At 44.3% G+C, this 16,597-nt stretch carries 16 protein-coding genes; 8 read left to right on the top strand and 8 right to left on the bottom strand.

Going from position 1 to position 16,597, the window contains the following annotated elements:
• Positions 1 to 18: 18 nt before the first annotated feature.
• Together MZ182_RS06215 and MZ182_RS06220 are read left to right on the top strand one after the other, a co-directional pair.
• A complete protein-coding gene (locus tag MZ182_RS06215) occupies positions 19 to 525 on the top strand; it encodes a GNAT family N-acetyltransferase (protein ID WP_025007430.1) in 507 nt (168 codons plus the stop codon).
• 164 nt (positions 526 to 689) lie between these two features.
• On the top strand, positions 690 to 1,229 hold the full coding sequence (locus tag MZ182_RS06220) for a YfaZ family protein (protein ID WP_248065658.1): 540 nt from the start codon (positions 690 to 692) through the stop codon (positions 1,227 to 1,229).
• 297 nt (positions 1,230 to 1,526) lie between these two features.
• Here MZ182_RS06220 and MZ182_RS06225 read toward each other — a convergent pair whose 3' ends face one another.
• The 4 genes from MZ182_RS06225 to MZ182_RS06240 all read right to left on the bottom strand — a co-directional run bounded on the left by MZ182_RS06225 (position 1,527) and on the right by MZ182_RS06240 (position 5,003).
• The gene (locus MZ182_RS06225; RefSeq protein ID WP_041408228.1) at positions 1,527 to 1,685 is read right to left on the bottom strand and encodes a small highly charged protein; all 159 of its coding nucleotides are present in this window, start codon (positions 1,683 to 1,685) and stop codon (positions 1,527 to 1,529) included.
• 288 nt (positions 1,686 to 1,973) lie between these two features.
• Positions 1,974 to 3,365 carry an RsmB/NOP family class I SAM-dependent RNA methyltransferase gene (locus MZ182_RS06230; protein ID WP_248065659.1) on the bottom strand — a complete coding sequence of 464 codons (1,392 nt, stop codon included), beginning with the start codon at positions 3,363 to 3,365 and terminating at the stop codon, positions 1,974 to 1,976.
• A gap of 238 nt (positions 3,366 to 3,603) precedes the next feature.
• A complete protein-coding gene (locus tag MZ182_RS06235; protein ID WP_014610189.1) occupies positions 3,604 to 4,272 on the bottom strand; it encodes a glutathione S-transferase family protein in 669 nt (222 codons plus the stop codon).
• A 17-nt stretch (positions 4,273 to 4,289) separates the two neighbouring features.
• Entirely contained in the window at positions 4,290 to 5,003 is a 714-nt protein-coding gene (locus MZ182_RS06240) for a DUF2461 domain-containing protein (RefSeq protein ID WP_011790069.1), read from the bottom strand.
• A 314-nt stretch (positions 5,004 to 5,317) separates the two neighbouring features.
• Here MZ182_RS06240 and MZ182_RS06245 point away from each other — a divergent pair, with 314 nt between their 5' ends.
• Both MZ182_RS06245 and MZ182_RS06250 read left to right on the top strand, forming a co-directional pair.
• Positions 5,318 to 7,531 (top strand): TonB-dependent receptor domain-containing protein, encoded by a 2,214-nt coding sequence (locus MZ182_RS06245; protein WP_248065660.1) that lies wholly within the window; start codon positions 5,318 to 5,320, stop codon positions 7,529 to 7,531.
• A 134-nt stretch (positions 7,532 to 7,665) separates the two neighbouring features.
• Positions 7,666 to 8,229, top strand: a complete 564-nt coding sequence (locus MZ182_RS06250; protein ID WP_248065661.1) for a PhnA domain-containing protein — start codon at positions 7,666 to 7,668, stop codon at positions 8,227 to 8,229.
• 97 nt (positions 8,230 to 8,326) lie between these two features.
• Here the strand turns inward: MZ182_RS06250 and MZ182_RS06255 are convergent, their stop codons facing one another.
• Entirely contained in the window at positions 8,327 to 9,532 is a 1,206-nt protein-coding gene (locus MZ182_RS06255; protein WP_061783335.1) for an MFS transporter, read from the bottom strand.
• 230 nt (positions 9,533 to 9,762) lie between these two features.
• Between MZ182_RS06255 and MZ182_RS06260 the strand changes: the two genes are divergently transcribed.
• Both MZ182_RS06260 and MZ182_RS06265 read left to right on the top strand, forming a co-directional pair.
• Positions 9,763 to 10,341: a MarR family winged helix-turn-helix transcriptional regulator gene (locus MZ182_RS06260; protein ID WP_248065662.1), complete on the top strand. Its 579-nt coding sequence runs from the start codon at positions 9,763 to 9,765 to the stop codon at positions 10,339 to 10,341.
• Between the two features lie 125 nt (positions 10,342 to 10,466).
• Positions 10,467 to 11,480, top strand: coding sequence for a succinylglutamate desuccinylase/aspartoacylase family protein (locus MZ182_RS06265; RefSeq protein WP_115015689.1), 1,014 nt, complete (start codon positions 10,467 to 10,469; stop codon positions 11,478 to 11,480).
• Positions 11,481 to 11,499: 19 nt separating this feature from the next.
• On the opposite strand, the gene MZ182_RS06270 is transcribed toward MZ182_RS06265, so the two are convergent.
• Positions 11,500 to 13,527 carry a methyl-accepting chemotaxis protein gene (locus MZ182_RS06270; protein WP_248065663.1) on the bottom strand — a complete coding sequence of 676 codons (2,028 nt, stop codon included), beginning with the start codon at positions 13,525 to 13,527 and terminating at the stop codon, positions 11,500 to 11,502.
• Between the two features lie 171 nt (positions 13,528 to 13,698).
• On the opposite strand from MZ182_RS06270, the gene MZ182_RS06275 reads away from it, so the two are divergent.
• The gene (locus MZ182_RS06275) at positions 13,699 to 14,325 is read left to right on the top strand and encodes a fumarylacetoacetate hydrolase family protein (RefSeq protein ID WP_011790062.1); all 627 of its coding nucleotides are present in this window, start codon (positions 13,699 to 13,701) and stop codon (positions 14,323 to 14,325) included.
• 110 nt (positions 14,326 to 14,435) lie between these two features.
• Here MZ182_RS06275 and MZ182_RS06280 read toward each other — a convergent pair whose 3' ends face one another.
• Positions 14,436 to 14,678: a hypothetical protein gene (locus MZ182_RS06280; RefSeq protein ID WP_011790061.1), complete on the bottom strand. Its 243-nt coding sequence runs from the start codon at positions 14,676 to 14,678 to the stop codon at positions 14,436 to 14,438.
• 330 nt (positions 14,679 to 15,008) lie between these two features.
• Here MZ182_RS06280 and MZ182_RS06285 point away from each other — a divergent pair, with 330 nt between their 5' ends.
• Complete coding sequence (locus tag MZ182_RS06285; protein WP_248065664.1) at positions 15,009 to 15,797, top strand: hypothetical protein; 789 nt, start codon at positions 15,009 to 15,011, stop codon at positions 15,795 to 15,797.
• Positions 15,798 to 15,958: 161 nt separating this feature from the next.
• Here the strand turns inward: MZ182_RS06285 and MZ182_RS06290 are convergent, their stop codons facing one another.
• Positions 15,959 to 16,504 carry a BON domain-containing protein gene (locus MZ182_RS06290; RefSeq protein WP_248065665.1) on the bottom strand — a complete coding sequence of 182 codons (546 nt, stop codon included), beginning with the start codon at positions 16,502 to 16,504 and terminating at the stop codon, positions 15,959 to 15,961.
• Positions 16,505 to 16,597: the final 93 nt, after the last annotated feature.

The raw sequence follows: 16,597 nt of genomic DNA on the forward strand, positions 1-16,597 counted from the left end.
TTGATGGATAATTTTGATATGAGTGGCATTCAGTTTGTGCTGAGCGAGAAACCAGAGGAGTTAATGTTAGCAGCAAGCTTAATAGAGCAACGCGATGATAATGCTCACCCACTGGAACACTCAGTTTTTTTTCGCTCTCGTGCAGTGGTTCTTGCAAAAACACCCCAAGGAAATATTGTTGGCTGTGCAGCAATTAAAGCTGGCGAAGGCAAAATAGGGGAGTTTGGTTATTTAGTTGTATCACCTTTATATAGACGTCAAGGGATTGCGCAAGGATTGACACAAAAACGGATTGAAGTTGCGAAATCTCTGGGGATTGCCATCTTATTTGCAACCATTCGAGCGGAAAATATCTCTAGCAGAGCCAATCTATTGAAAGCGGGATTTAAATTTTGGCGTGATTATTTAAGTATCCGTGGTACGGGAAATACTGTTGGTTGGTATTATTTAACCCTAGAAGACAGTATTAATGTTGAAACTGTAATGCAGTCTTTGGTGGGGGATCGAACACCTACTGGTGGTTAAATAATCAGTAAGTGAAGCGAATTTATCACTTATATGTTTTTATTATGATCTTTTTGGTTTCTGATTTGTAAAAAGCATTCTTTGATTACATAAATATGCAGATTTTCTTTGTTTCTTCGGTATGATCCGTGCCGATTACCCACAGTCATTATTGAGGTGTTTTTATGGCTAAGTTCAGAGTAGCAAGTGTTTTATTATTGAGCGCAGCAGCGCTGCAAGTGAATGCGTCAGAATTTAATCTTGGGTTGAACAATGACGTGGTTTCTGCAGAGTTAGAACTGCAACTGAGTAAAGATACGAATGCAGTATTAGGTTATATCTACTCAGATGATAGTGGTCATATTGCCCAGGGGGCTATGCATATGACCCATGATACTGGTGTTCATCACTTTGAAGTTGGGGCAAAATTGAGCCAACTTTGGGCTGATGAGGCTCCCAATGGCAGTGCTGTTTCTGTCGGAGGTCGTTATATCCTTTCCATGGGACCCAATATTTCACTCCACGCTGCGGCTTATTATGCGCCTTCTGTCCTATCATTTGGCAATGTCGATGGTCATTATGAGTTGGATTCAAAAGTCCAGTATCGTCTTACGCCCAATATGGCACTCTATGTCGGTTACCGGAAACTCGCATTCGAATATGATAATGCCCGAGATTTGACCTTCGAAGATGGTATATATATCGGTGGAAAATTCCGCTTTTAAGTCTTAGCGTTGTGTTGATTATTGAGCCGGCCAAAGTGAACATTTGGTCGGCTTTTTTATACCCTTTGTATTTATTTCATCGATTAAGCCACTAAGACGCTTACAGTGCAAAATCGGCATTTATCATCTAAGTGCGGAGTATATTAATTAATCTATTGATTTTACAACTGAACATATTGAGAAAGGCTGAGAGAGGATCAGTAGAGTGAACTAGCAAGTTGGAGGGTATCCAACTTGCTCGGATTTGACAGATTTCATAAAACGCGAACTTGTTAACACAAATTCTTAAAAGCTAGGTTACTTCGATTTATGCTGATAAAAATCCACCTCTGTATCGTCCGAGAAACGACGTTTTGTATCCCTACGTCGCTGTTTTACACGTTTATTTTTTTGTTTACCTTTGACGTTATCGCCCCATGGCGCATCATCGTCGTCAAATTCATAGGAGTGTGACATGGTCAAAATTCCAAAAAATACCTGTGCCATTTTCAGCACTCGATCTTTTTACCCAAAGGTGCGATGAAGCTAAAGCGAAATTTTTCATCATTGATGGTGAAAAGTTTTGTCCAATAACCTGCTTACATGATAAGCATCGGTTTACAGTGAATTTACCTGTTATTTTTCACACTTATCTTTTTGATATCTAATCAGTATTATTATTTACTGAATGTAGTGTTTTTTATGCGTGATGATATGCGCCCAAAATCTAGGGCGCGAAGATCCAATAAAAATAATGAGTTAGTGTTACTTGTTGCGCAGCATACGCGCGACAAACATACCATCACTATTTGCTTCAAAGGGCCATACGGTCAACATTTCTGTTTGTTCACCCGTAAAAGGATGGCGTATCGGCGTGAGCGTGAACTCTGGATGTTGCTGTAAAAACGCCGTCACCACGTCTTGGTTCTCGAGCGGCGACAAGGAACACGTGGCGTAAACGAGTACGCCGCCCGCTTTAACTGCTCGGCTACTGCGGCTTAAAATATCGAGCTGTAACGCGGCTTTATCGGCCACGGCTTCAACACCATCCAACCAACGCATATCGGGGTTACGTCGCCAAGTGCCAGTGCAACTGCACGGGGCATCGACTAACACACCGTCGAAATGATCCGCTGGCACGGGCAGGGCATCGCTCTTCCAACGGGCCACGCTAATATTGTTAAAGTGGGCTCTTTGGGCACGCTTAGTCAGTTCTTCTAGGGCATTGGAGCGAATATCGGACGATATGATGCTGCCCGCAGAGGGTGTTTGGTTATCAGCAGCTTTAGCTAACATCAAAGAGCGCAGTTGCAGGGTTTTACCACCTGCACCACTGCAAGCATCCCACCAATGGGCATCGGGTTCTGGCGCGCAAATTTGCCCTATGACCTGTGAAGCCAAATCTTGGATCTCAATGTTACCGTCTTTATACAGGGCGATTTCATTAAGATTCATACTCTTACTGCCAAGGTTAATGGCATCGTTAAAGTAATGACCATAACTAGCATCGATGCCAAGCGCTTGCAGTTGTGTCGCCGCATCTTGGCTAGTGATCCCCTGTGCGCGGCCCCAAATTGGTGGGCGACTGGACATAGCCTCAATTAATTGCGTTTGCAGAGCCGCATCAATAGGACACACTTGCCAGAACCAGTCGGGTAATAAATCCTGTGGTTTAAGCTTCGCCGCGGGAAATAAATGCTGCATTAGCGTGAGTTTGTCGTCGAGACTGTCAACGGCAAGCGCTTGAGCCAGTTGATAATCGATAGGCGACTGCGATAACTCATGCCAAGCTGTGGCGATATCTTGCCAAGCATGGGCTTCCAATAACGCACTGGCGCTTAGGCTGGCAAAATAAGTCGCTGATGCTTGTTGATCGCCTATTCGCTGAAACCAACCCCACCAGCGAAATAGACTAAACAAAGATTCACGGATGACTTTACGATCTTTAGAGCCGTGTTTTTTATATTCTCTAAAGTAGTTGGCCAGAATACGGTCGGCGGGCATTTTACTGCTTTGAATTTCATCGAATAATTGCTTAATTGTACTGGCGTAACTGAGCGCACGTTTTTGCGCTGGGGTGCTCGCCTCTGCATTTAACGCTGACGATGTGTTTGAGTTGGATGCCTTGTCGGAAGAGAAGCTGCTTGGATTACCCATAAATTTAGCCTGAATTATGCTCTCTGTGGCTGCGCCTTATGTAGGAGGCATAACTGTAACAGAGGGGAAAAATAAGTGGCGCAGAGTGTAGCAGTTTTGCCCGATAACAGGCATAAAAAAAGCCCCAAAGTCGCATCAACTTGCGGGGCTTTTTGTGGTTGAGTCACTGAAACTCATAGTGCATTCAGTAACAAAGGGTTATTTGCAGACTATCGCTCAATTACCGCTTGGAAGGTAATTATTTCGTCACCATCTTTTGGATTTGCTTAGCCCGTTCTTCATCACTCATTTCCACCGGTGGTGGCGTGACTATGCCTTTTTGGCACGCGGGTCTGAGTGCTAACTCATCTAACCAACGTTGCAAATGTGTCAGACCTTCCATATTGATGCCGCTCCACTCGTGGATCCGCACCCAAGGCCAAGTGGCGATGTCGGCAATCGTGTATTCGTCACCTGCAAGGTATTGATTTGTAGCTAGTTGAGTATTCATAACCTCGAATAAACGTCGACCTTCTTTTTGATAACGGTCAATGGCAGCGGGGATTTTTTCAGGGAAATACCTAAAGAATACGTTGGCTTGTCCCATCATGGGACCGACGCCGCTCATTTGGAACATTAACCATTGGATCACCTGTGAGCGCTTTTTAGGATCGGCTGGCAGGAATTTACCTGTTTTTTCGGCGAGATACAGCAGAATCGCACCCGATTCGAATACCACAAAATCCTCGTTATCGCGGTCGATAATGGCGGGAATGCGACCGTTGGGATTGATGGCGATAAACTCGGGCTGTTTTTGCTCACTGGTGCTGAAATCTAATTTATGGACACGATATTCAAGTCCCATTTCTTCCAGTGCGATGGAAATTTTAAAACCGTTAGGGGTCGCGGCTGTGTATAAATCTATCATGATGATTCCTTATATTTTTAAAAATCGAGATCGAGCGCAAAACACAAATAGGCCATCAGTTGAGTGCAATGTGCAAACTGCTCGGCACAAAAACGGGCGGCATCTGGGCGGCAGAGCTCCTCAAAGGCGATATTTTTAACTGCGATAAAATCTTTTCGTTTTAGCTCAGTGAGCATAGGGTGGTTTTTATCAAACCCTTTTGGGGGGCGAGTTAAGCTATCTCCATCCATAGTAAATCCATGGTTTTGCAAGGTTTGTAATGCTTTTTTATAACCGTTGGGATTTTCATCGATACAAGTGCGAATGGCATTTAAGGCTTTTGATTCTGGGTGCCAAATCCCTGCGGCAATAAAACAGCCGTCTTCGGCAATGTGCAAATATAGTCCTGGCGCATGCACATCTTTACCTTGAAAATGCCGAAATTGAATACCGATATTGGTTTTATAGGGCGTTTTATCTTTGCTAAAACGGCTGTCTCGCTGTGGACGCATCAGACTGCCACCGACTTTTTTCGGTACGGCAGTGAGCCTAGGCGAGAGGGCGAGAATACTGGGCTGCATTTGCTCGATAAACTGCAGTGCAGGTGTTCGCACAGTCTCTTCGTATTCTGCCTGATGGGCTTTAAACCAGTCGCGGGAGTTGTTTTGTGCCAGTTTATTTAAAAATTGCAGGCTTGCTGCGCTGAATGTTGAACCCGTCGCGATGGGGGTGTTAGTTGTTAAAGTGGCCATTATCGATGAACCTTATTAATGCATATAAAACGAGTGCAAACAGCATAGATGTTAACCAAGCGAAGCAGAGGCGAGTCGCCCGTATGCTTCACTTATCCTGCCAAAGAATGCTATCAAGAGGATAAAGTGCTGTTTAATTTGGTACTAATACTGCCAGTCTTTAGCAAGATCTTCACTTAAATTTTCCAATGAAAGGTTTTCCTATCGTTTGTCTATTTACATGTAAAGCTAATTGAGAACTATTCTTATCTTTCGTTTTGATGCCTATAATGCCGCCCTAATTTTACATTGAGTCGTAAATAGGAAGATGCTGAATGTGTTATCAGCCTAAATTAGGGAAGTTAAAAACGAAAGTCAGTCTATTTGTTGTGGGGATTTTACCTTCACTACCGTTACTTGCATCGGATGTTCTGGGTGAACCGAAAGTACAGCCCATTGAAGTCATACAAGTTCACGGACAACAGTATCGACGTGTGATGACGGTGACTAAACCCGGTGAAGCGATTATTTCCATGGATCAAATCGAGGAGATGCAGGCGACAACTTTCGCCGAAGTGATCGATGATATGGCCGGCGCCCATATTGATGGCGGCACTCGCCGTGGTGGTGAACGTATTAATGTCTGGGGCTTTGGCGAGACTGAAGATTTTAATGTTTATGTGGATAATGCTCCGGTGGGATTTGAGCAGTATCGCTATGGATCATTTTTCCTCGATCCTGATCTCATCAAGCGAGTGGAAGTGATTAAAGGTGCCCATGATGTGCGCTCTGGCAATGGCGGTTTTGGTGGTGCCATGTATGTTGTCACTAAATCGGCTGATGATTTTCTTAAATATGATCAATCCCTTGGCGCGCGAGTCAAAACCAGCTACGCCAGCAATAATGACGCTATGGGTTATACGGGGACAGTTTATGGCCGCGTGAATTCATCTCTATCTGGTTTGCTGCATCTGACGCGTCGCGATGCGGGGGACGTCACCTTAGCCAATGGTGAAGAGTATGAATATTCAGGCTATGAGCAAAATAACTACCTAGGTAAGATGGATTACGCACAGGGCGATCACCAATTAGCGTTGAGCGTGACCCATTATCTTGATGAGGGCCGCAAACCTTGGGCTAACCGCCGTGGCCCTATGCCTGCAATTTCGGACTACAACATCAAAAAGTACGGTTCCTACGAGCAGGCTCTGTATGCCACAACCGCCTACAACACTTATGAAGACAACACTTGGTCGGCTAATTATCGCTATTCGCCGAGTAATCCCCTGATCGATACCCAAGTGGTCATTTCCCATTCGGCGAATGCACGCCACTGGGTAAGACCCGATATCGCGTGGGAGAAAATGACGGTTTCCGTAGGCAACTTCGGCCATGAATCTTGGCTAGATTACAAACGTGACTACATTGATATCAATAACTTGAGTTTGATTGGCGACCATGAGATCACCACTGGATTACAGTACCGTAGTCTTGACCGCACTTCGCTTGTGTTTAACAAGAGTTATGAGAAGAATCCTGAGAAAAACTTTGGCTGGTACACACCTTACTATCAACCTGAAGGTCGCCAAGACACCTATGCCGCCTATGTTCGCGATGCAATTCATATTACTAATGACTTAACTGTGACTCCCTCGCTGCGATATGACTTTATCTACAGTATAGGTAGGCCAAATATTGCGCCAGATTACAACGATATTGCTGCGGGCCACGACTATAGCTCGACCCATCATTCGGGTTTCTCACCAAGATTAGGTATAGATTACCAACTGACAAATCACGCTCGGTTAAACTTTGATTACGCCTATAGTCTGCAAGCCCCTGTGGTGGATGAAATTTATGCCGTGCAATACGCTAAGGCGAGTATCACTGGCACGAGTCGCAACATTGATGTCGAACGCTTGCATGCCTTCAAATTAGGCCTAATGACGCAGCACCAGCATGTACTTGCCAATGAGGATGCCTTATCGACGCAAATCACCCTGTTTGCCAACTTAGGCCGTGATGATATTGCCCAGCGCCGCGGAGCTAAGTCTGATAAAACCCAGTTAATTCAAAGTGGTTACACAAATCTTGATGGTTACCATATTTACGGTGCCGATTTTGAAGCCCAATATCGCTATCAAGATGTGTTCAGTGATCTTGCGGTTTCATGGCTGCAAGGTAAACACAATGGTTCGCTCAGAGATAGCCAAGATGACGATGAATATTTAGCTAACATAGCCCCACTCGATATTCGCCTGCGTTTAGGCATGTATATCACCGATGACATTTCTATCGCTTGGCAGGGCGCTTGGTATGACGCTCAAGATCATGTTCCCCACGGTGATATCTTTAATGCCGAGTCACCCAGCGAGAATTATTTCCTACAGAATGTGTATTTTGCCTATGAACCTCAAGCCATTTTAAAGGGATTAAGTGTGCGTTTGATGGTAAAAAATCTCACCAATCAGCAAGTGGTACCGTTTCTCTCCGATGGGATACCCGCAGCTGGGCGTGATGTCCGTTTGAGTTTAGCCTATGAATTTTAAAGATAAATCACCAAGGCTGTGTGGACTAGGTATATATAGCTCATAAAAAATAGGGTTATATTGCCTCGGCCCCCTGCCGAAAAATGCCATTTTATGGCATAATCCGCGTTTTACTAGGCATATAGAACAGAAAAATGACTGAAAATGAATTGCTAAGTCGCTGTGGCGGCAAGTGTGAACTGTGTGGCAGCGAGCTTGAACTCTCTATTTATGATCTGCCAGCCTCCGATGGCCGTGACAATGAGATCATGATTTGTGAAACCTGCAGTGACCAAATAGCGGCACCGGATACCATGGACATGAACCACTGGCGTTGTCTGAATGACAGCATGTGGAGTCCTGTACCGGCAGTTCAAGTGATGTCATATCGTATGCTTAAGCGCTTAAATGGCGAAAGCTGGGCGCAAGATTTGCTGGATATGCTTTACCTTGAAGACGATTTAAAAGCGTGGGGTGATGCCGAAGTTGCCGCAGCAGGTGACGATGCGACGCCAACGTTAGACAGTAATGGTGCAGTGCTCAATGCTGGCGATACTGTGGTCATCATCAAAGACTTAAACGTGAAAGGCACGAGCTTTGTGGCTAAGCGTGGCACAGCTGTGCGTAACATTGCTTTGACCAACAACCCAGAGCATATCGAAGGCCGCGTTAACGGTACTCGTATTGTGATTCTGACGTGCTTCGTTAAAAAGTCTTAAGTTTCGCTTAGTGTGAGCGCGATTTATTTAGCTCAACACAATAAAAACCGCCATGATCGTTAGCCGACATGGCGTTTTTTTATTTTAAATTAGATGGTTAAGATACGCAGCGGGTGATTTGATATTGGCGTGCATAGCCCTGCGGATTAAATTGCCAAGATAATATCCACGCGATCACACTTAAGCCACCGAGTAATAGCCAAGCACTGTTAAAGCTGTTGAAATTATCGCGAATTAATCCGGCAATCCAAGGCGAGATAGCCGCTATGGTATATCCCACACCTTGTACAAAGGCAGTTAATTTACCTGCTAATATAGGATTTTGTTGATGATCCATAGTGACAATCAGCCCGAGTGGAAAAATCCCGCCAATACCTAATCCTGCAAGTCCCGCCCATAAAAATAGCGATAATTGAGGGGCGAGTGCCAGTCCCATAAAGCCAATGAGTTGTAGCAAGCAGAGTAGGGCTATGATGGCGCGTCTGTCCGTCGACTTGCTGGCAAGCCAAGGAAACACTAAGCCTGCGATTACTTCCATGCTGGTTAAAAAACCTAACACTAATCCCGATTGAGTTTGGCTATAACCTAGCTCGACCGCGTAGGGGGCTAGCCATGCAAGTACGCAGACATAACAGCTTGTGCCTAATGCAAAAAATATCGCCAATAACCAACTGCGACGAAAACGCCAAAAGTTAAGTTGCAAAGCTTGCTCTTTTGCTTGGCTAGGTAATGCAGCTTTATGTTTAATCAGGAGCCACAGCACGAGTGCGAATATGCCTAGCCAAGTCCAATGACCTAGACCCGCGCGCCAACCTAAGTGCATCTCGATAAAAGGCGCGCTACTCGCCGCTAATGCGGCGCCGCCCATAATGGCGGTGACGTAAAGCCCCATCATTAAGGGCACCCGTTCACCGAAATTAAGCTTAATCATGGCGGGCATTATGGTTTGAATGAGGGCGATTGCGACCCCAGCCAGTAATGCCGAGCAGATAAGCCAATTGGCATCTATCGCCCAGAAGCGCATTGCAGTAGCGGCGATCAGCAGTAGCAATGATCCTGTCATTACGGTATTGAATCCTAAGCGTTTAGCGATACTAAAGCCTGCAAAACAACCCAGCCCCATGGCGAGCACGGGCAGCAATGTCAGCATAGACGCTAAGGTAAAGCTTAAGCTGATATCCTTTTGTATGCTGGGCAGTAAAGGCCCAACGGAGGCGAGAATGGGACGTAGATTTAGACCAATAAGGATGAACGCGAGTCCGAGCAGCAATAAATTCGCTTTCTCTGTCTGGGGGGATCGCATGGATTGTCTCCAAAAATAAGCTGAGTTTGATTTGCTGAAAAAGTGATTTGTAGCAGCATTTAGCATACTCATGATGATTTCCTTTCAACAACAGTAGGTTGAAACCACATCACTACAATTCAAAAAGAATCTCTTTCAGATGTATCTTGATATAAAGATATTTTAATTCTGCGAGAAAATGACTAAGATGTAAAGGATGATGTAAAGAATCTTTATATTGAGATAAATCTATGACAGCTAAAATGACGCTAACTAATGCCAGTCCTGCGGATACTAACGCGAGTTCTACGGATACAAAGAAAGCGGATTCGAATACCAAAGAAGATGGCCTCGATAGAATTGTTGAACAGTGGCAACAGCAAGGGGTGACTGAGGATTTGATCCCTATGGCTGTGCTCGGGCGAATCGCTCGTTTAACGAAATATATCGAAGTGGTACTGCTGCAATGCCACGCCGAATTTGGCTTAGGTCAGGGGGAGTTCGATGTGCTCGCGACGTTAAGGCGCTCGGGAGAGCCGTTCACACTCTCGCCTTCACAACTTTATCAGAGCATGATGCTAAGTTCTGGCGCTATGACCAGTCGTTTAGACAGACTCGAAAATAAGGGACTGATTGAACGGGAGCACAGTAAGGAAGATCGTCGTGGTGTTCATGTCTCGTTAACTGCTGAGGGTAAGGCGCTCATTGATAAGGCATTACCTCAGCATATTCAATGTCAAAGTGCGTTGTTCGCGGGCGTGAGCGTTGAAGATAGGCCTGTGTTACTGCAGATTTTAAAATCTTGGCTGAATCAATTTGAGCCGCAATAATTCGTTTAAAATCCCACTTTAGTCTTTAAAGTAGGCTGATATGCAATAGCGGATCACTTTGGCAAAAATGCGGTAAACATGAGCCAACCGCACGGGATAACATTTGATAGAACAAGGGAGTTGCCATGGTAAAAAGACGTGAAGCATTTGAATTAGCAGGTAAACGAGTCACTGCGGGGACTCAACTTGGGATCAAGTTGCCAGTCGCAAAATTATATACCGATACGCAACTCGAAATTCATGTGGAAGTGTTTCACGGAGCCAAACCTGGTCCGACTTTACTGGTCTGCGCCGCCATTCATGGGGATGAACTCAATGGCATTGAAATTTGTCGGCGTTTATTAGCTAGGGTCAATCCAAAGAATCTGGCGGGCACGCTAATTGTGGTGCCTATAGTGAATGTGTTTGGTTTTATTCAGCAATCCCGTTATTTACCCGATCGCCGTGATTTAAATCGATGTTTCCCAGGTTCCAGTAAAGGGGCGCTGGCAAGCCGTTTAGCTAATCTGTTTGCGACTCAGTTATTAGTGCATGCAACCCATGTGATTGATTTACATACAGGGGCCGTCCATAGGGATAATCTGCCGCAAATTCGCTGTGATACGAATGATGAGACTATGCTCGCCATGGCGAATGCCTTTGGTGCACCGCTGATCATGCATTCTAAAGCGCGCGGTGTTTCTATGCGAGGTTACGCTAATCAACAGGGCATTCCTTGCATTTTATATGAGGCTGGTGAGGCATTACGCTTTAGCGAGTTGTCGATAAAATCAGGCCTTAAAGGTGTGCTCAATGTGATGCGAAGTTTAGATATGCTTAAAGGGCGAGTGAGCAATAAAGGACCGAGTGTCAGTGCTATTCGCAGTTATTGGGTTCGCAGTGAATCCGATGGTTTAGTGAATATGAAGCTTAAACTGGGCCAACGGGTGACTAAGGGCTATATTATTGCCCATATCGTCAGTCCTCACGGTGGTGACAGTGTGGCCATTCGCGCCCCAACCGACGGTATTATCATCGGAATAAGTAATATCCCTGTGACTAACGAAGGTGAGGGGATGTTTCATATTGCCCAGTTCGAAGGTGACGAGATTGAAATTGCCAACGAACAACTCGATGAATTTCTGATGGAGTACGCCTAGATTCTAGGTCCCATCATCCCTACAATTTAAACCGCTCTACTGAGCTGGTGAGTGAATGGGCAAGCAGAGTGACTTCGTTACTGCGTTTGGCCATGTCCATGGCTTCATTGGCATTTTGGTCTGCAGATTGTGCCGCCTCACTCATGCTCGACTCAATTCGCTGACTGTAATTAAGTTGTTCATGGGCGGCTTGGATGATGTGTTGGCTCATGTGATTAATTGAATACAATGAGGCTTCAATCTGACCGATAGCACCATGTAGCGCCTGACTTTGTTCAACACATTCATTCGCTTGATGTTGGCCCGTCCTAATCGCATCGGCTGCAGTGGACGTTTCTTGTTGCAGAGCCGTGATCATGGTTTGAATTTCGGCGGTGGCGGCTTGGGTACGCGAAGCAAGCGATCGCACTTCATCGGCAACTACAGCAAAACCACGACCGTGTTCTCCTGCTCTAGCCGCCTCAATTGCCGCATTTAATGCCAGTAAATTGGTTTGCTCTGCGATGCTGCTGATCGTCGTTAAAATGCCCCCAATATTATCGCTATGGATACTTAAACGTGACATGATTTCGACTGAATGGCTTAAACGTGCACTGAGTTCAGTGATTTTCGTACGGTTATCATCGGCAATTTGTTTTACTTGATTACCGTATTGGGAGGCTTGGTTGATTTGTTCTGCGGATTCTGATGCTTGTTCTGTCACAAGATTTGAGCTAGTAAACATCTGTTCTGCCAAGGCTTTCGTTTCATCGACGCGGCTAATTTGCGCCGTTGCGGCATTGGCGATGCGCTGGCCTTGTTCATTGGTTAGAGTCGCAGAGCTGTCCAATAAATGGGCATTTTGGCTGATGTTGGTTAGTAGCTTGGCAAGATCGTCACTTAGGGTGTTCATATTATCTATCAAGGTGCCAAATTCATCGTCATGGTGTTTGTGAATACGTTTAGATAAATCCCCTTGAGCTATGCTTGCGAGCGCGCCATTGACTTGGGCCAAAGGGGTGAGCATAGCTTTGGAGGTAAAGAAGGAAATAAAACTCACCATAACGATAAATACCAGTGTGAGCACAATCGCTAAGGTTTGACCCTGTTGAATATCATTACTGGCAATGGTTTGCAGATTGCTAAATCGGCGGTCGGCTAAGGTGATTAATTTATCTAAGGCAAGGTTATTAGCATTAAAATCTTTGTCGGCATTTTGATAATGTTGTTCAGCTTGTATTTGTGCCTCAACGACCCTTTTTTGTGTTTGATAAAGTTCGGCGGGTGTCGCGAGTAAAGAGGAAATAATGGCGAGTTGTTGTTCAAAAATGGATAGCAAATCTAGGGTATCTATTCCCATCGTTTGTTGTTTTAAAAAGCTAAAATTGGTATTGAGATTACCCAGCAGTAAACCAACATCTTGTTGGTGGGAATCAATTGTATTTACCGTTTTAGTGTGTGTAAGTTCTCCCATAGTATTACTTAAGGTGTAAAGCATATCGTCGATACGTGTACCTGTACCGATAATTTCTTCGAGTAAGACTGGATTGTCTGGCAGGGCAATTGTTTCCAGATCGATCATGGCATTACTGGCTTGAGTTTTGGCTTCATTTAGCTGGTTAAAAAGTTGTTGATAAAGCAGTTTTGCCTGTTCACTGGCGAGTTTAGCTTCAAACATGGCCTGAGTTTGCTGTAAGTAAGACTGGTATTTTACTTGCGCTTCTTTCAATGACGTTTGCATTTGCGGTTGATCTACAACCCTCTGCACTAATTCATTTTCGATATTTTGGTACTTTCCCTGCAGGGCGGTAAAAGCTTGTTTGCTTTGAGTTAAAGCAGAACTGTCCTGTTGGCTATAGGCGAGTGTCGCCAGCCGTGACATTTTGAGTAACACTAACTGCAAACTGTTACTCTGTTTTTGTACTGGAACCGCTAAGGTTTCAATATTTTGATAAGCCATTTGCACTTGGGTGAGTGAATAATAAAAAAAGCCACTTCCTGCAATAAGCAGGGCACCTATAGCGCTAAAACTTAAGATCATTTTTTGTTTAATGCTGAGTGTTAACATAGGGCTTATTGCCTCTTGCTAGTGCCGTTTCTAGGTGGATTTATTTAGCATCCTAGGGCATTAATTATTAGGGTGCTGTTTTTATTGATATATTCATTTAAGTGTAGCAGAGTTCTACAGGAGTAAAGTTGCTCACTTTGTTTTCAGTTTAATGGGCGTGAAAGGAGAGAAATGAAAACGGTAATGTTAGGTGAGTCGGCCGTAGTGCCAACAAAAATTATCTGTGTTGGGCGGAATTATGTGGATCATATCCATGAGTTAGGCAATGAAATACCTGAGGATATGGTGGTATTCCTAAAACCTAATTCAGCGATAACGACCGAGCTTCACTCACAACATTTGGGTGAAACGCTGCATTATGAAACTGAACTTTGCTTTATGTTCCTGCATGGTCGTTTTAGTCATGTTGCAGTGGGTTTAGATCTCACAAAACGTGATTTGCAAACTAAGTTAAAAGCTAAGGGATTGCCTTGGGAGCGAGCAAAAGCCTTTGATGGTGCAGCGTTATTCAGTCCGTTTGTGGCGATTGATGATGCAGAGGCACCGCTGCATTTCACCTTGAGTATCAATGACAAGCTAGTCCAAGAGGGGCATATCGATTTAATGATTTACAAACCTCAAACCATATTGTCCGAGCTACAGGCATTTATCAGTCTCGATGAGGGCGATATTGTGATGACAGGCACACCCAAGGGCGTGGGAAGTATTCCCGCTAAAAGTGTATTTAACGTCACGCTGAGCCGTGGCCTGCAAGCGGGTGCTGAACCTTTGCTCGAATATCAATGGCTGAGTGTTTAGCGCCTGATAATATTATGTTGCACGAAGCCGAGTGACTCACCTGTTTGAGTCATTCGCCACAACTCAAGGTGTTTAACAGCACTTATCTCTGTGCGATTAATGTTGGATAATTACAGTCCTGCAACGGCTTCCATATCGAGTTCGATATCAGTGCAGCCTTTAGCGCAGAAGATCCCCGCAGTTTGTTCCGCTTTTACCTGCTCGGGTAATACCACTTTTAGCGTTTGCTTACAGCTTGGACATTGGACTGGTTTACCTTTAAATACCCGTTTAATCAGATTTTTCTGCTCATTGAATGAAGCAGCAGTAGTTTGGTTCAATACGGTAAAAGGGCTAGTCGAGGCTGTCGTCATTGGTGCGAAAATCCTTAGCGAAAGGTTAAATAAAACCACATTGTTCGAGTTAATGTGCCATCGATGATGGCTGTGAATGACGGTGATTATAACGTCAATGAGTGTAGTCGCTAAGTCACGACTATCTATAAATTGACATTTATTTCCCCCCGCGGTTGCGCAATTTTTGCGATATTTGCTGAACTTTGGCTGACTAATACAAAAATAAACTCAATTTCAGTTCATTCATAGGTTTGTTTTTCAGTGCTATCTGTAATACTGCTTTTGTCTACAAATTGGGGTGATACTGCTGCAAACTGAAATGAAATTTAAAGGTGACTGGGGGAAATAATGAGTACGTTTGTAAAGTTAACCATAGCCGCAACAGTCGTCGTACTCGGCATACTTGCCGCGGGCATCTATCGTTTTAATATGACGAATGATGATGTGTTTATGGTCGTGGAAGATGGCCGAGTGATGCCATTTGATGATGCGATGGCTCTAGAGAATGCGAAGGCACAAGCTAATCGTGTTGACATTAATGAGACAGATCTTGTCGTACCAAGTGAGATAAAACCAGTTGCCAATGCATCAGAGGTGATGCTGAAACTGTTTACGCTTAATACTGCTAACCCCTTTGAAGTACATTTACCCGAAGGACATAAACCTGTGGCATTAACGCATTTTATTAAAGTTAAGCAAACAGAGTTTGCCATTGGCGACTACCAAGGCGGTGACGTCAAGGGACGAGTATTGCTCGATTATATGCGCATTACGCCGCTTAATTTTGATCCCGCATTAGAGCCAGACACACAGAGTAATGCTCCTATTCAATTGGATTTGAATGCGCAAACAATGCCCTTTGTTGCGCCATTTATTGTGACAACTCAAGGTTCAGGGGTGTTTTGGTATCTTGGATTATTTAATCTCGATTATGAACACTCCAGTTTGAAGCATTTGGGGAGTGTTTTGATTGGAGATAGGATTGAGGTTGATAATGTTGAACCTGTTTATCCCTTTGAGTCACCTTATAAAATCGCCGTTACCTATAGAGATAGGGCACCTAATCAACCTATGTCAGAAAATCCTGAAATCGTTAAAACCTTAGAACTGACAGTTACTGAAACGGGGATTAACTAGAGCGTGCGATGCGTTATGGGTATTTTTGCAGAGTGTGAATAGGGTCTGCTGCCAACAATAAAAACAAAACCCGCCTAGGCGGGTTTTGTTTTTGGACCGATAATTCAGTCATATAGATTGATGTTATTCATTTGTGAAAGCGCTGTTTTGGAGCTGATTTATCAAACCTTTTTAACTATGCTGATTTTATCAACCACCTTTTTAACATCGTCGGTGTTTTCAGCAATTTTTAGCGCGAGTTGACGCTCTGCATCGCTTGCGACTTCCCCTTTGAGAGTCACAACACCATCGGCAACATCGACGTTAATTTGGGTGCCAGAAACATCGGTTGAAAATAATAAACGGGTTTTGACAACGGTGGCGACTTTGGAGTCGGTCAAGGTTTTCATCACATCGCTGGTACCATCATCTTTACTCATTACGGTTAACTTGTTATCGACATCTTTTACCCCATCTAGGCTTTTGATAAGCTCCGTTGCAAGGGCTTTATCGACGCGACTTTCTACTTGTCCGGTTAAGGTCACATGACCATCTTTTACATCGGTCATAATGTTAAAGGAGTTCAGGTTAGTATTGAGTAACAGGGTCGTTTCTGCTTTACCATCAATCCAAGCATCTTTGGCTTCATTTTTCCAATCCTGAGCTGCAGCCACATTTAAGCTGATTGAACCGATAAGTAAGGTTGCTAATACTGTTGCTGTTTTCATGATGATATCCTCAGTTGTTGACTCAAGGATAGATATAGCGTGAATCGTGCCAATGTTTTTAACTCATTGATTTATATGTTTATATAATGATTT

The organism is Shewanella sp. JNE2 (assembly GCF_023159115.1).
Taxonomy (GTDB): Bacteria; Pseudomonadota; Gammaproteobacteria; order Enterobacterales; family Shewanellaceae; genus Shewanella; species Shewanella putrefaciens.

Excerpts from the sequence above, each read along its gene's own strand:
- MZ182_RS06265 (WP_115015689.1), top strand. The coding sequence starts at position 10,467 with ATGGTAAAAAGACGTGAAGCATTTGAATTAGCAGGTAAACGAGTCACT.
- MZ182_RS06270 (WP_248065663.1), bottom strand. The coding sequence starts at position 13,527 with ATGTTAACACTCAGCATTAAACAAAAAATGATCTTAAGTTTTAGCGCT.
- MZ182_RS06235 (WP_014610189.1), bottom strand. The coding sequence starts at position 4,272 with ATGATAGATTTATACACAGCCGCGACCCCTAACGGTTTTAAAATTTCC.
- MZ182_RS06280 (WP_011790061.1), bottom strand. The coding sequence starts at position 14,678 with ATGACGACAGCCTCGACTAGCCCTTTTACCGTATTGAACCAAACTACT.
- MZ182_RS06240 (WP_011790069.1), bottom strand. The coding sequence starts at position 5,003 with ATGGCCACTTTAACAACTAACACCCCCATCGCGACGGGTTCAACATTC.
- MZ182_RS06230 (WP_248065659.1), bottom strand. The coding sequence starts at position 3,365 with ATGGGTAATCCAAGCAGCTTCTCTTCCGACAAGGCATCCAACTCAAAC.
- MZ182_RS06250 (WP_248065661.1), top strand. The coding sequence starts at position 7,666 with ATGACTGAAAATGAATTGCTAAGTCGCTGTGGCGGCAAGTGTGAACTG.
- MZ182_RS06220 (WP_248065658.1), top strand. The coding sequence starts at position 690 with ATGGCTAAGTTCAGAGTAGCAAGTGTTTTATTATTGAGCGCAGCAGCG.
- MZ182_RS06285 (WP_248065664.1), top strand. The coding sequence starts at position 15,009 with ATGAGTACGTTTGTAAAGTTAACCATAGCCGCAACAGTCGTCGTACTC.
- MZ182_RS06225 (WP_041408228.1), bottom strand. The coding sequence starts at position 1,685 with ATGTCACACTCCTATGAATTTGACGACGATGATGCGCCATGGGGCGAT.
- MZ182_RS06275 (WP_011790062.1), top strand. The coding sequence starts at position 13,699 with ATGAAAACGGTAATGTTAGGTGAGTCGGCCGTAGTGCCAACAAAAATT.
- MZ182_RS06215 (WP_025007430.1), top strand. The coding sequence starts at position 19 with ATGAGTGGCATTCAGTTTGTGCTGAGCGAGAAACCAGAGGAGTTAATG.
- MZ182_RS06255 (WP_061783335.1), bottom strand. The coding sequence starts at position 9,532 with ATGCGATCCCCCCAGACAGAGAAAGCGAATTTATTGCTGCTCGGACTC.
- MZ182_RS06260 (WP_248065662.1), top strand. The coding sequence starts at position 9,763 with ATGACAGCTAAAATGACGCTAACTAATGCCAGTCCTGCGGATACTAAC.
- MZ182_RS06245 (WP_248065660.1), top strand. The coding sequence starts at position 5,318 with ATGTGTTATCAGCCTAAATTAGGGAAGTTAAAAACGAAAGTCAGTCTA.
- MZ182_RS06290 (WP_248065665.1), bottom strand. The coding sequence starts at position 16,504 with ATGAAAACAGCAACAGTATTAGCAACCTTACTTATCGGTTCAATCAGC.